The 13,635-nt window shown below is 41.7% G+C and carries 16 protein-coding genes; 7 read left to right on the forward strand and 9 right to left on the reverse strand.

What is annotated here, in order from left to right; translation table 11 throughout:
• The first annotated feature begins 273 nt into the window (after positions 1 to 273).
• Positions 274 to 2,115 carry a TIM-barrel domain-containing protein gene (locus IC007_RS12165; protein ID WP_149528836.1) on the forward strand — a complete coding sequence of 614 codons (1,842 nt, stop codon included), beginning with the start codon at positions 274 to 276 and terminating at the stop codon, positions 2,113 to 2,115.
• A 78-nt stretch (positions 2,116 to 2,193) separates the two neighbouring features.
• Here the strand turns inward: IC007_RS12165 and IC007_RS12170 are convergent, their stop codons facing one another.
• The 3 genes from IC007_RS12170 to IC007_RS12180 all read right to left on the reverse strand — a co-directional run bounded on the left by IC007_RS12170 (position 2,194) and on the right by IC007_RS12180 (position 4,945).
• Positions 2,194 to 3,327, reverse strand: coding sequence for an aminotransferase class V-fold PLP-dependent enzyme (locus IC007_RS12170; RefSeq protein WP_054846582.1), 1,134 nt, complete (start codon positions 3,325 to 3,327; stop codon positions 2,194 to 2,196).
• Positions 3,328 to 3,731: 404 nt separating this feature from the next.
• Positions 3,732 to 4,211: an NOB1 family endonuclease gene (locus IC007_RS12175; protein WP_149528837.1), complete on the reverse strand. Its 480-nt coding sequence runs from the start codon at positions 4,209 to 4,211 to the stop codon at positions 3,732 to 3,734.
• Complete coding sequence (locus IC007_RS12180; protein ID WP_054846580.1) at positions 4,199 to 4,945, reverse strand: NAD(+)/NADH kinase; 747 nt, start codon at positions 4,943 to 4,945, stop codon at positions 4,199 to 4,201. Before IC007_RS12180 ends, IC007_RS12175 begins: the two co-directional genes overlap by 13 nt.
• A gap of 54 nt (positions 4,946 to 4,999) precedes the next feature.
• Here IC007_RS12180 and IC007_RS12185 point away from each other — a divergent pair, with 54 nt between their 5' ends.
• Positions 5,000 to 6,064 carry an MFS transporter gene (locus IC007_RS12185; protein WP_054846579.1) on the forward strand — a complete coding sequence of 355 codons (1,065 nt, stop codon included), beginning with the start codon at positions 5,000 to 5,002 and terminating at the stop codon, positions 6,062 to 6,064.
• Here the strand turns inward: IC007_RS12185 and IC007_RS12190 are convergent.
• Positions 6,048 to 6,404 carry a hypothetical protein gene (locus tag IC007_RS12190; protein WP_054846578.1) on the reverse strand — a complete coding sequence of 119 codons (357 nt, stop codon included), beginning with the start codon at positions 6,402 to 6,404 and terminating at the stop codon, positions 6,048 to 6,050. The two genes, IC007_RS12185 and IC007_RS12190, sit on opposite strands and share 17 nt — an antisense overlap.
• 79 nt (positions 6,405 to 6,483) lie before the next feature.
• Between IC007_RS12190 and IC007_RS12195 the strand changes: the two genes are divergently transcribed.
• Positions 6,484 to 7,482 carry an NAD(P)/FAD-dependent oxidoreductase gene (locus IC007_RS12195; protein WP_054846577.1) on the forward strand — a complete coding sequence of 333 codons (999 nt, stop codon included), beginning with the start codon at positions 6,484 to 6,486 and terminating at the stop codon, positions 7,480 to 7,482.
• 18 nt (positions 7,483 to 7,500) lie between these two features.
• Positions 7,501 to 8,403 carry a class I SAM-dependent methyltransferase gene (locus tag IC007_RS12200; protein WP_084739876.1) on the forward strand — a complete coding sequence of 301 codons (903 nt, stop codon included), beginning with the start codon at positions 7,501 to 7,503 and terminating at the stop codon, positions 8,401 to 8,403.
• On the opposite strand, the gene IC007_RS12205 is transcribed toward IC007_RS12200, so the two are convergent.
• From IC007_RS12205 to IC007_RS12215, 3 genes are read right to left on the reverse strand one after another with little or no spacing between them, the layout of a single operon-like run.
• Positions 8,323 to 8,796 carry a DUF371 domain-containing protein gene (locus IC007_RS12205; RefSeq protein ID WP_054846576.1) on the reverse strand — a complete coding sequence of 158 codons (474 nt, stop codon included), beginning with the start codon at positions 8,794 to 8,796 and terminating at the stop codon, positions 8,323 to 8,325. The two genes, IC007_RS12200 and IC007_RS12205, sit on opposite strands and share 81 nt — an antisense overlap.
• Positions 8,783 to 9,034 (reverse strand): YhbY family RNA-binding protein, encoded by a 252-nt coding sequence (locus IC007_RS12210; protein WP_054846575.1) that lies wholly within the window; start codon positions 9,032 to 9,034, stop codon positions 8,783 to 8,785. The genes IC007_RS12205 and IC007_RS12210 overlap by 14 nt, the downstream gene beginning before the upstream one ends.
• Positions 8,958 to 9,302, reverse strand: a complete 345-nt coding sequence (locus IC007_RS12215; protein WP_084739875.1) for a ribonuclease P protein component 4 — start codon at positions 9,300 to 9,302, stop codon at positions 8,958 to 8,960. Before IC007_RS12215 ends, IC007_RS12210 begins: the two co-directional genes overlap by 77 nt.
• Positions 9,303 to 9,339: 37 nt before the next feature.
• Here IC007_RS12215 and IC007_RS12220 point away from each other — a divergent pair, with 37 nt between their 5' ends.
• Positions 9,340 to 9,996, forward strand: a complete 657-nt coding sequence (locus IC007_RS12220) for a 16S rRNA methyltransferase (protein ID WP_084739881.1) — start codon at positions 9,340 to 9,342, stop codon at positions 9,994 to 9,996.
• On the opposite strand, the gene IC007_RS12225 is transcribed toward IC007_RS12220, so the two are convergent.
• Entirely contained in the window at positions 9,967 to 10,560 is a 594-nt protein-coding gene (locus tag IC007_RS12225; RefSeq protein WP_149528838.1) for a hypothetical protein, read from the reverse strand. The two genes, IC007_RS12220 and IC007_RS12225, sit on opposite strands and share 30 nt — an antisense overlap.
• A 70-nt stretch (positions 10,561 to 10,630) precedes the next feature.
• Positions 10,631 to 10,780 carry a hypothetical protein gene (locus IC007_RS13495; RefSeq protein ID WP_167747990.1) on the reverse strand — a complete coding sequence of 50 codons (150 nt, stop codon included), beginning with the start codon at positions 10,778 to 10,780 and terminating at the stop codon, positions 10,631 to 10,633.
• 94 nt (positions 10,781 to 10,874) lie between these two features.
• On the opposite strand from IC007_RS13495, the gene IC007_RS12230 reads away from it, so the two are divergent.
• Together IC007_RS12230 and IC007_RS12235 are read left to right on the forward strand one after the other, a co-directional pair.
• Positions 10,875 to 12,305: a TldD/PmbA family protein gene (locus IC007_RS12230; protein WP_084739879.1), complete on the forward strand. Its 1,431-nt coding sequence runs from the start codon at positions 10,875 to 10,877 to the stop codon at positions 12,303 to 12,305.
• A complete protein-coding gene (locus IC007_RS12235) occupies positions 12,306 to 13,577 on the forward strand; it encodes a TldD/PmbA family protein (RefSeq protein WP_054846572.1) in 1,272 nt (423 codons plus the stop codon). It begins immediately after the preceding gene.
• Positions 13,578 to 13,635: the final 58 nt, after the last annotated feature.

The following is a 13,635-nucleotide window of genomic DNA, read 5'->3' on the forward strand; positions in this document are numbered from 1 at the left end:
TGAAAAGAGGGGACTTTCATTGCCGAGCTCTAGTCCCTTAAGAGAGAGAAGATGATGATTGATCCTCCCACAGTTCCATTAAGCCCTCGATCGAGCTGAGGAGGAGCGTCATTAGCATTACTAAAAGAAATTTAAAAAAAGGATTATTTAAACTTTCTATAAGGGGGCTATCCATCCCCGCCTCACAGAGGCTTTCCGCCCCCTTAACCCCAAACTTTGTAAGAAATTTGAGGAACTATCTTCAAATTTAAACCCAGTAACCATTTTTAATCCATGAAGATCGAATCTTTCAGCGGAACTGTTAATGGAGTTGAAGTTCACAGAGTTCTTTTGAACGAACCTAACCCAGTTATCAAATTAGACACAAAGGGGCTTTCGCCATCAAACCCACCGCCGTTGGAAATCAAGGAAGACATAACTGTAGGAAAGGAAAAGTTGGGCATCGCAGTGCAAAAGAAGCTCGGAGTCAAGGAGAGAGTTCTCGGCTTGGGGGAGAGAACTTACGAAATGGACAGAAGAAGAGCCACTTTCAACCTGTGGAATGTTGACGTAGGAGGACGTTACACGTGGTACACGGACCCAATGTATAAGACAATTAATTTCATGATGACAGTAAACGACGACGAAATTCTCGGATTTCTCTTCAATTCTCCCAGTAAAGGGATCGCTGATATAGGAAACTTGATCTACGATAAGATAACCGTGGGTTTCGTGGACAAGAAGCTCGAGTTCCTCTTTTTTAGAGCTGAGAAGATGGAAAGCTTACTCGAGGCATTATCATCTATAGTCGGGAAGCCTTTCATGTTGCCGGAATGGGCTCTTGGATACCAAATAAGCAGATATTCCTACTACCCCTCATCATTGATCCTAGACGTAATAAAGGAGCATGAGAAGGAGGGAATCCAGATCTCTGCATTGTACCTTGATATAGACTATATGGAAGGATATAAGATGTTCACTTGGGACAGAGATAGATTTCCGAACCCGAAGGAATTCATAAAAGAACTTCATGGAATGGGGGTAAAAGTAATTACAATCTTCAGCCCATGTCTGAAATTGGACCAGAAGTATCGACCCTTCAAGGAAGCTATGGGCCTCTTCGTTGAAAATGAGAACGGCGAGATATACGTTGATGACATGTGGCCCGGAAAATGTGCATGGATAGACTTCTTTTCAACGGAAGCTAGAGATTGGTGGTCGAGGAAAACCGAGGAGTGGGTGAAAGAGTACGACGTGGACGGCATATGGACTGATATGAACGAACCAGCAGTTTTAGGCAAAGGAACTTTCGTATCCGCCTATCACGACAAGACACCGCACACCCTCCTTCACAATGCGTACGGATTGCTTGAAGCCGAAGCCACATTTCGCGGAATGAAGAACGCCGGAAAGGAGCCTTATATCTTGTCCAGAAGCGCCTACAACGGAATACAAAAATACGCCGTGGTGTGGACAGGGGACAACGTGAGTTCTTGGGAAGACTTAAGATTACAGCTATCCCTCGCGTTAAGCCTGTCCATCAGTGGGGTACCCTACGTCGGGTTCGATATAGGAGGTTTTTCAGGCAGGGAAGAAGGGGTCAGAGGAGGCAGGGACTATGAGCTCCTTCTAAGGTATTTCCAAGCCGGACTGTTCATGCCGCTTTTCAGGAACCATAAGTCCAAAGGAGGGGAAGACCAGGAGATATACCTCTTGCCTGAACCTTGGAGGAGAAGAATAAAAGAAGTTATAGGACTCAGGTATGATTTCATACCTTACCTTTACGAGTTAGTAAGGGAAGCCCATGAGTACGGACACCCGCTCTTGAGGCCTCTCCCATATTACTTCCCTCACGACAATAACACATATGTGTGTGACGAGTTCATGGTCGGAAAGGACTTGCTAATGGCACCAGTCTTAGAGAAATGTACAAATAAGAGGAGAGTATATCTACCTGAAGGAAAGTGGGCTTATTTAAATACAGGAGAAATTTTCGAAGGGAATGATTTCGTGAGTTCTCCAGACGACCTACCTATCTTCGTGAGGTACGGGTCTAAAATAGAGCTAAGGGAAAGAACCATAACTTTCAATGAGAATGGATTCAAAATAGAGCTAAAAAATCAGTATAGGAAATAATACAATGCATGTTTAACCCCCGTGCATGATATTATACGAAATATTATACGCTCATATTATGTTATTCTCTAGATTATATCAATATTGGAGTTCTTTCTCTAAGGTAGAGATATATTCACAGGCTTCATTAACCTCCTCTTCCGTGTTATAAAAATGAGTCGAAATCCTGATCCCGCTTCCTCTCGGAGAGACCACGATTTTATACTTCTTGTACAACTCTTCTACTACCTTCTTTGGGTCCCTAACCTTGACCGTCACGATCCCCGTTCTCTTATCTTCAGGAGTTAGTACGTCCATTCCCTTATCCTTCAAACAATCAATAGCTACCTTAGAGAGCTCTTTAACCCTGCTGTATATCATGTAAGAGTTCTCATAGATGATCTCAGCAGCTTTCTTCATACCTATCAGAGAAACCATTGGGTAGGTCCCTATTTCAAACCTACGTGGGCCTTTGTCTGGTGCGAACTTGTAAGGACTGAATTCCTCGTATGTAGAATCGGCTCTCCACCCATACCAAGGTGGGTCTTCCAAGAGTCCTTTCCTCACAAACATGAAACCTGAACCTTGTGGCGACATCATCCATTTATATCCTCCCGCTACAAGGAAGTCTATTCTGTTCTCCTCTACATCTATTTTCCCTGCACCAACTGTTTGAATGCCGTCTACAAGCAGAAGACTGTTGTTTGATTTAGCCTCTTTACTGACCTTAGAAAGATCTGGAGTAACCCCTGTCAGGAAGCTAGTGGAGCTAATTGCAACTAATCTCACATTGTCGTTCAAGTTGGAGACAATGTCATCCTCGAATGTCTCTGGAGTGACTTCCGCTATCTTTACCTTGATCCCCTTCTTTAACAACTTAAATGACGCTGACGTGATTGCCGGGAATTCGCTAGAATCAGTTAATATCTGATCTCCTTCTTTTAATCCGATACCATGTAATATCATGTTTATCCCGTATGACGTATTTGGTACCAGCGACACCTCTTCGACACGTGAATTTATCAAACGGGAAACTGGCTCTCTGATGTAGTTAAGATCGTCTCTTTCCGCATAGTTAACTGCTATCGTCCCTTCATCTGATACATCGTACATGAAGGAAAAAGATTCCATGATGACAGGAAGCGGAGTGGGAGAAATTGCGGCGTGATTCAGATATTTGTATTTCCTAGTTACGGGAACTAGATCCCTAAACTCTCTATAGTCTATTTTCATTTCCTAACACCAAAGGTTTCTTCGTGAGATAGATCTGGAGCATTTTATACTAATATTCGTATTTATGTATTAGTAATTATCGCAAGACCTTAGCAAAGATTTTTATGAGCTTTGTACAGATCTTAAGTTAGGAAATTTTTCCAAATGTGGATCCTTACTTCTACAAAAATAATCATATCAGCTTTCATCTTTAAGATTTCTTCATCTAGTATGAAAATAGTTTAATATATATATTAAGAGATCTAACCTTTAGACCTTCTTCATGCAACCAGAGATAAAAAGCAATAATTGCCGGAATTCAGCAAACCTATACCTTATCTTGTTCATACAGGTTACTTTCTGCGACACCGAGCCCAAGTAGCTTAGTTGATAATTCTAGTAAGAATGAAAAATTTTTTGAGATATTAGCCTTTTTTACTCCTCTTAACTACCGTGCTTCCACAGATCTCACATTCAGGTACCTTGTGTTTATAGATTTTTCCACAACCTTCACATATATATTGAAATTCCTTGACGTCATTAACGCTTCCTTTAACTTTAACTGACTTGTATTCTATCCCCATCAATCTCAACACGTTCTGGAGGGAAAAGTCATCAGTCAACACAAGACAAGGTCTTAACTCCAACGCTAACGCCAAGACAGATATATCTGCTTTGGAAAGTGTACTGTCCCTGACCTGCCTTACGTACTCCATAGCCTCCTGCATGCTCGACTGCTTAGGTTTAAACACGGATATCTTTCCGCTTGATAAGGCCATATTCAGGTTTTGTCTCGAGAAAGAATCCTTCACCTCTTGGATGACCTCTTCCGTCGTGTAAACCTTGGGGAAGGCGTTCTCAAGACCTGCCAAGAAACCCGCGGTATCCATGATTATCTTATCCATAGCGATTCCCTCACAGGATCTAGGTCGAAGAATCTGAAGACTTTCGCCTTTTCATTTACCGGGGAAACTACTAGTTCCTCTCTTGTCTTTATAGTCGAAAATACCTCCCCGTCCGCGACTATTCTGGCTGTTTGAACGTAACCTTTGTCTAACATCCTTACCTTTATAGGAATAGCATCAACAACTACAGACCTCAATGGCTGGTATATAGGGTTCACAAATACGACTTCAAGTACGTTTAGCTTACTGCAGATTAAGTTTCTAGTGATGGACATACTCCATCCACTGCTTCCCTGCGGAGTGGAAATCAAGATCCCGTCACCCTCTACTATAATCTCAGTAGACCTAAATTTGACGGAAAGCTGTATTGATTCTGGTCTATCGAACATAATCCCTATCTCGTTAAAAGCTCTGATTTTCCTCCCGTTATAATCCCCTTCTATGAGGAGATACTCTTCCTCCTTGTAGTCCCCTTCTTTCAATCTATCAAATATTTCTCCAACCCTTTCCTTAGGCACGTCCATTAAGAAGCCCCTTCTCCCTGCCTTTACTCCAACTATGGGTTTACCTTCTTTCACTGCCCTTAGAAGAGTTCCGTCCCCACCTATAGCTATGACTAAGTCAGCGTCTTCATCGTCGGTGTACACAAATCCCTTTTCCATACCTTCCTTTTTGACCCTTTCAACCAACTCGAGAACTGTTTGTGAAGGCTTATTGACGATTTTAAACTTCATCTAAGATTCAGTAAATGAGGTAGTTATTAATAGTAATCTCAGCCTCTACACTCAATGGACGGAAAGAGGATATTCTTCGCTAGGGTAATCTACGCTGTGCAGTGGTTTTACCTCGCGCCATTTTTACCTGAGATTCTGTCAAAGTTCTCCCTTCCACCTTCTTATGCTGGTTTAGTCCCTCTTTCCTTTTTCATAGGTTCCGGTTCAATGCAGTTGCCTTCTGCTTTCATATCTTCCAAGATAGGTTTAAGGAAAAGTTTAACTATAGGTTTAATAATAATGTCTATATCTCCAATTCTAGTATATGTGTCTGGATCGTTCTATCAACTTTTGCTCTCTTACATGATGGCGGGAGTCGGAGCGTCACTCTTCTTTTCGAGCGGGGGAGGGCTTCTGATCCTCCTTAACAAAGATAGACCTTCCACAGCACTTGGAATTTATAATTCGCTCTTCTCTCTTGGGGGTCTGTTGGGGTTGAACTGGATATTCCTAGAGAAGTCTTATGGATTGATCTCTTTCCTATTGATATCAGCTCTCACGTTGATATCTTCAGCTTTATGCTTCTTTACCAAGGCTGACTTGAAACCTAACTGGAACGTCGTAAAGGACAGGAGAATATTCTATCTGGGTCTCTCCACCTCCGGGGTTTGGGGCGTTTACTATGTAATAGGAGAACTATTTCCTACTTTCTCTTTATACTACCTCCACATACCTGTTACCTCAAGTTCAGAAATAACCAGTCTTCTCCTATTGGCTTCTATGCTGGGAGGTTCACTTGGTTTCTTAGGAGACAAAGTTGATAAATTCAAGATTTTCATTCTCTCCTCACTTGCGGGTACTTTACCGTCGCTGATGTTATACACGTACTTCTTTATACCAGCTATTTTCATACTCGGTGTTTTCAATGAGCTTGCGATATCAATACTTTACTCTGTGACATCTTTCATAGCAAAGGAAGGTTCCAGCGTAGCCCTAGCTGAAGTAAACACGGTGGATATACTGATAGGAATGTCGTTGCAACCGATAGGGAGCGCTAGCGGTTACTTCATTTGGATAATAACCCTAATGATCGCGTTAATCCTGACGTCCTTCGCGCTCAAACTTAGGCTTCGCATCTGATCACCAAGTTCAATGGCATTGTCCTGCTTTCGTTTATTATAGTGAGATCTCCTTCTGTGTTCATCAACCTTATCTTGAATACACGTTGCCTCACACCGTTATTCATCCTTATCGTAAACCAGGAGTTCATTCCCTCTGACAATAAAACACATTTTCCGCTCACGTGAACCGTCACAGACTTGCTAGGAGGCACTATTATTCTCCTATCATTGTAATTCTCACCTACGTACTCAAGCCCTCCCCTGATAAGCTTCCTATAAGTGCTTACCCACGCTGCCATGAGAAGTGGGAAAGTTGATAAACCGAGTATTAGCAAAATCTCAATTAGTTGTTCGTCCATAGTAATAACCCATTGTCAAAGATAGATAAGTAAAAGTTTAAATAGTATAAGCTTGTAAAAGAAGCACGGAGGGTATTTAATGGGCGAATATGATATAGCCGTAATAGGAGGAGGACCAATTGGTCTATTCTCGGCATTTTACGCAGGCTTACGTGATATGAAGGCTGTGATAATAGAAGCACAAGACGAATTAGGTGGTCAGCTAATAAAATGGTATCCTGAAAAGATGGTTTACGATGTAGGTGGTTTCCCCGGGATTCAGGCATACGATTTAGCTATGAACTTAATCGAACAGGCTAAAATGTTTTCTCCCGAAGTAAGGCTAAATGAACTTGCAGACCAGCTCGAGAAAACCGACGACGGTATGTGGACAGTTAAAACTAACGGAGGATCGTATAAGGCAAAGGCTGTGATGATAGCAGCAGGAATAGGCAAAATAGAGCCGGTCAGACTTGGAGCTAAGGGTGAAATAGAGTACGAAAATAAGGGAGTTTTCTACACCGTTAAAAGAAAGAAGGACTTTGAAGGAAAGAGAATACTAATAGTGGGGGGAGGAGACTCCGCAGTAGATTGGGCTCTAACACTCGCTCCTATAGCAAAGAAGGTTTATCTGGCTCATAGAAGGGATCAGTTCAGAGCACATGAGAGGAGCGTAAAGGAGATGTATGAAGTGGCTACCGTGTACACTTGGCACGAGTTAAAGGAAGTCAAGGGGGATGGAACTAAGGTTAACCAAGCTGTAATATTCGACAACAGGACAAACGAGGAAAAGACTCTTGATGTAGATGCAGTCATCATAAGCATCGGACACAAGGGCGAGCTAGGCAACATGGTAAAGTGGGGTCTGAACATGAAGGGAAGAAGCGTCGTAGTTAACGCAAAGATGGAGACCAATTTGCCAGGAGTTTACGCTGCGGGAGATATTGTAGAACAAGAAGGATCTGCCAAGCTAGCTCTCATAGCTGTAGGATTTGGACAAGCAGCTATAGCTATAAGTGTTGCTAAGAAGTACATAGATCCTCGTGCCTCGCTATTCGCAGGCCATAGCTCAGAGATGAGCAAATTTAAGAAAGAGTAAGCTACTTTCTTTTAAAAAATGGTTTTTTGCATCAAGATTGAAAGAAGAAGATACAATGAGGTAATAAAAAGTCTGAAAGTTCACCCAGATTATGCTCCGTTTTTCGATGGTGATTTCGCTTACATACCCCTGGTAGATCAGGCTGGAGAGGAATGTAACCCTCCACCTAGATCTAAGGTAAAGAAACTGAATCAGATAGTCCCCGGTCTTAGAAGCTACTACATTGTAGGAGAAATAGCTCTCATCACGGATCAGGGGGACGAAAAGGACTACTCGCAGGCTGCCTCTTACATTCTCGACGTCTATAAAAAGGTAAGGTCTGTCTACCTCAGGAAAAAGGTAACCGGGCCGCTTAGAATAAACCAAGTTAGACTCATTGCAGGCAAGGATGATCCAGTAACAGAGTACAAGGAAAACGGATTAAGGTTTATCGTGGATGTGACTAAGGTCTATGTAAATCCTACCATGGCTAACGAAAGAATAAAGGTAAGCGAAAACCTGAAATCTAACCTAGTTTTAGACGCTTTCGCTGGATATGGGCCTTTCTCGCTTCACTTAGCAAGAAAGGGAATCGCGGTAGTTGCAGGGGACTTAAACTTGGATGGGCTTTACATGTTGAAGGTCAACGCAGAGCTTAACAAGCTTAGAGGATGGATAGATATAGTACAATATGACGCCTCATATCTACCATTTAGGGATTCGTCCTTCGAAACCGTGATAGCTGACAATCCTACAATTGTGGAGAACTTCAAAAAGGAGCTCTGCAGGGTCGGTAAGATGGTGATTTTCTACACTCTCAGTGAAAGTGAACAAGAAGCTTCTAGAAAGATCTTCAAAACTTCATGGGTCAGAGTTAACGACTACGCTAAGAACCTCTACATCTTTAAGGGGGTAGTCAGATGCGACAACGAAAACAGTTAGATCCTTTTCGTTCTTAAGTTCCTCTATCAGGTCCCTTCTAATATCTCTTGCAGCTTTGTTTGAATGCAGCATGAGAGTAGAATCTGAGATGAATCCTGACTTCCTCACTATCATTTTTTCTGTGTTTGATAACGGAAGTTCGTGAGATCCAACTCCTTGTACTAAATCGATCAGGCCCCCTACCTTCATGACTAAATAGACGTATGATCCGTCCATCTTTATTATCTGTTTAACTCTTTCGTCCAAGTCAGAGAGTGCCTTATCGGCGTTTATGCCTAGTATGCAGTCTCCTCTAGGTGTCAGATAGTCGTCCTTGGTTATTTCCAGAGTGTTCCTGTGAGTACCTTTGACATTAAAGTGCCCTTTAGCCTTGATCACATCAAGAGCTATCATCTTTAGCCAGTATGAAAGTAAATCCTCTGGTCTCTATAAGCTTGGCTCCTACGCTTTCAGCTACTTTCCTGGCTACTTCGTTCACGTCGTCTTCTGTTGCTACTTTAACTTTGAGAACTTTGTCCTGCTTCAGCCTTCTCTTTATCTCATTAATTACGCCGTCATTTAATCCGTTTTTCCCTATTCTTATTACCGGATGTGATGCTCTTGCCTTTTTTATCAGTTCTTCTGAGGTCATACCTTCTTATCCAGTTACATGTGTTGCATCGCCTTATTAAGGTCTTTGAGTGAATCCTCCTACTCTCGGTTATTCCCAAGACTAGGGGAGTGAAACATTTCCTGCAAAACTTCCTCTTGTACTCTATTGGAATTTTCAATGAGTTCTTCCTTGAATACTCCACTGCAAGCATAACGTATTTCCTGCCCAATTCAACGTTCCCTCTCTTCACTTCTTGGATGGCCATGTCCAAGAGCTCATATATGCGAAACTTTGCTTTCACTGCCATAAACAATCTTTTTTATATGCTAAGGATTAAGGCTTTCATGCTCCTTAACGTGATATTACTAGAATCAGCTCTTGAAACCGTTCCAGATGAGATCTTAGACCACCCCTCAGTGAAAAATAACGCTAAAAGAAGGAGGAAGGAACCTAAAAGTACGATTCTCGACGTTTCTATTCACTACCATGCAATGAGAAACTTAAAAGAAAAGGAAAAGAGAGGAAGGCCCGACATAATACATTCTGCTATGGTTCTCCTCCTAACAGATCCTGTGGTGAAGGTGAACTTATATATTCACACCATAAATTCCCTGCTAATCAAGGTTAACTCCGACATTAGACCTCCAAAGAATTATGAAAGATTCATAGGTCTCATGGAGCAACTGTTCGAATACGGAAAGGTTCCCCCAGAATCTGATACCCCGCTAATTGAAATCACTAAATGCACACTTGATGATTTACTATCGAAATACAAGATGGTTCTCCTCACAGAAAAAGGGGAGAGAAAAACTCCTGATTATCTTTGCAATTTAGGAGAAGAATGGATCATTGGTCTAGGAGGGTTTCCGCACGGAGACTTCAACGAACAGATTTACAAGAAAGCTAGTGAGAGGATATCTATCAGTGACCACGTCCTAGAAACTCAAGGCGTGATCTGCAGAATAATGGGTTCATGTAACCAGCTTGTTGGATGGCCCTGAGAACTTCCCTATTAAAGTAACTATACCTCCTGCTAGAGCGTCCACTTTCTTTATCTCTAACCCGAAGCTCTCTCCTATTTTACTGAATATTCTAGATGCACAAAGAGTTGAAACTGCACTAAATCCCGTTCCATAAATTCTGAACTCAATTAATCCATTTGAGTCCTTTATTTGTACATCCCTTATAGGCATTAAGGGCTTTATCATGTTGTAGATCTCCATGAGATCATTAATGTCGTTAGCCTTGGATTTCAGATAGCTTCCTATCTGTTCTCCAACGCCTTCACATATTTTCTCGTACTCATTGGGATCCTTTTCATACGCTAGTCTGGTTATGTTCTCCAAGTACCAAGAGGTGACTGGTACCAGATCTAAAGAACTAGATAGCCTATGATATTCAACTATGTTTTCAAGGACGGAAGCGTCCTCTCCCTCCTTAAGCAGCTTGAGGAGGGACTTTATCGCTATGTTAGTCAGAGCGTATATAGTATAACCTCTCTTCTTAGCTTCCTGTTCAAGTTCCTCAATCAAATTAGCATCTGCTGCAATATTGATTCTCGGCATACGAGTCTCAGAAAAAAACATTCTTAACTAAACTTATATATCTTTCCATTAGATACACATTTATTTTATTTTAATGTGGCGTAAATGCTGCTAGATCGAACAGTATGAACAGAATCAAAGCTACTATAAATCCTCCCAAATACCAGTTATCGTCTTTAAATAGAGCCTTTATTAAATCCATTATGCTATTTATTTCCTGTGTTTTCTGCTCCTTGCTCATGATTACCAATAATTAATTCATTATCTTTGATTTTAAGTTTTTCTAGCTTATATCATCAAAGATTATTAGTAACAGAGTTACAATGATGTCCTGTATGTCAGATAGAAGTGACGATGTAGAGAGGATTCTCCACTATGCTGAAAAGAGAGGGTTCGATTACATAGAAGTAAGATATCATTCCCTAGGCGTTCAGAACTTCAGCGTCTTGAACGGAATTACAACCAATGTAAACTTTAGTCTATCGTCAGGATTTTCTGTAAGAGTAGCTAAGGACAACACGCTATATTTCTTTTCCTCGCCAGATCAGCAGAAACTAAAGGAAAGTTTGGACTACTTCCATCCAATTGATTCGAGGCCGTGGATACCATCGATTGAGATGAATGAGAACCTTTACAAAGGAGATTATGAGGTCCCACAGAAGACCCCCTTAGATATAGTTTCACTGGAAGAAAAGATAAAGTACATGAAAGGGGTGACTAAAGAGGTAACAGATATAAAGATATCTAGTAAGATTATATCATTAGAAATAGATTATATTGAATCTATGGAAGTTAAAGACGTAGTAACCTCAGACGGTGCAAAGGTTCACGGAAAGGTGCCAAGGGTCTGGAACCTTTATTCGATTGTAATGAAAAACGGGGACATAAGCATAAACACATTTGCAGATGAGTTGGGTTCGTCCGGAGGTTATGAAGTAGTAAATTCCTGGAATTTATCTGAGTACTTGTCAGGAAAAGTGAAATCGTTCGACGAGATCTTGACTAAGGGTAGACCTCCTTCAACTTCAACTCAGGACATAGTGCTAAGCGGGCAGATAGCTGGAATAATAGCCCACGAGTCGGCTGGGCATCCTTTCGAAGCAGATCGAATCTTGGGCAGAGAAGGAGCTCAGGCCGGAATGAGCTATCTGACTGGAAGAGACTTAAATTTGGATAGATCCTTCGGGAGTGAGGTTGTAAACGTTATTGATGACCCTACTTTACCTTATAGTATGGGCTTCTTCCTTTCTGACGATGAAGGAATAACAGCCAGAAGGAAGTTCCTCATCAAGAACGGAAAGATAGACGAGCTATTACAAAGCAGGACCACTTCCACCAAGTTTAACGTGAAAAGCAACGGTTCGGTTAGAGCGTCAGATTTCACGGGAGAACCCTTAATCAGGATGTCTAATACGTTCTTCCTTCCTTCATCGATGAAGTTTGAAGAGATGATAGAAGATATAGATGACGGGATATTCATGAAATCGTTCATGGAGTGGAACATAGATGACTTAAGGTGGAGCCAGAGGTATGTCGGGTTAGAAGCTTATGAGATAAAGAAGGGAGAGATTGGATCTCCTGTTCTTTTCCCAGTCTTCGAGGCAGATACTGGGAAAATATATAATTCAATAGTAGCTGTTGACAACACACTGTCCTTTTACGCGGGGATGTGCGGCAAAGGAGAGCCTTCTCAAGGTGTTCCGGTTTGGATGGGTGGGCCGGATCTAAAGTTAAAGGGAATGCAAGTGAAGAGGTTAGGTGATTAGATGGAGAAAGTGGTTGAGAAACTAAATCAGACTTGTGATTCGTACAGTTTGTCCATAACGCAGACCAAATCTACAATGGTGAAGTTCGCGGACTCCAAGGTTACGATAGTCCAAAACTGGAACGTGTCTAACGTATCTCTCCTCTTGACCAGGAGGAACAAGTTCATGACCTCGACGTTCTCGTCTGTAGAAGAAATGGAGAGAAATTTGTCCTCACTTAACGAGAAACTCGGATTGTTGGAACCCACCGAACTTGTCCCGCTAATAAGCGAGAGTGACAAAATTGTCAGGGTAAGGAACACGGATGAGAGAATAAGTTCTGCTATCACTGACCCTTCTCCGATAGTCAAAGTAGTGTTAGACTCAGCTGAGTCTTCTCTCTTTGGAACCCTCAATCTAGTGGAAACTACCAGGAAGCTTATCACGTCTGCGGGCTTCGATGGCGAGGAGACGAGAAACTATTTCGTTTCATACTTTAGGAGCATTGATAGGGGAAGATCTGGACACTGGTCCACAGTTTCATCTAAGTATAGTGACTCAAGCCTTGCGTCCACTGTTAAGAAGTCCGCAGAATACGCATCTATAGATGGCGAAGCTACCCTTGATGAGGGTCGACATGACGTTGTGTTATCACCTTCAGTTTTCGCTAACTTAATAGAAATAATAGGTTACATGTCCTCAGCATATAACCTCATGTCGTCCATGTCCTTTCTAGTCAAAAGCAAACCGGGTGATAACGTAGCGTCCAGCAAGTTCTCCTTAAATGACATACCTAAAAACGACATGGTGGGAAGCTTCAACTTCGACGATGAAGGTACTCTGACTTACAATAAACCTATCATTGAAAATGGGACACTTAGGACTTTTCTTTTTAACAATTCTTTGGCTAAAAAATATAACTATAAATCAACTGCAAACGCTGGATGGGTAGAGCCCAGACCTTGGGCACTCGAGATTGGAAAAGGCGACGTAAAGGAGGACTCACTGCTGGATGGAAACTTGATATTCTTCAATAACAACTGGTATACCAGATTACAGAACTATTATGAAGGCCAGTTCTCCACTGTAGGAAGAGACGCAATCATAGCGTTCAAGGACGGCAAGCCGATAGGAAGAATAAAAAGGGCGAGGATCTCAGACAAACTCCCCTGTATTATCAATAGAATTGAGGGTTTATCAACAGATGTGTATAAACAGATGTGGTGGGAGGTAGAAGTCCCGACAATCTCTCCTTTTGCTCTGATAAAGAACGTCATGATAACAAAAGGTTAAATCCCGTTTTCCTTCTTGTTTTTATTAGATTTGCTAAATACTTTTAAAAAAGAGTAAG

This window comes from Sulfuracidifex tepidarius, from assembly GCF_008326425.1.
GTDB classification, from domain to species: Archaea; Thermoproteota; Thermoprotei_A; order Sulfolobales; family Sulfolobaceae; genus Sulfuracidifex; species Sulfuracidifex tepidarius.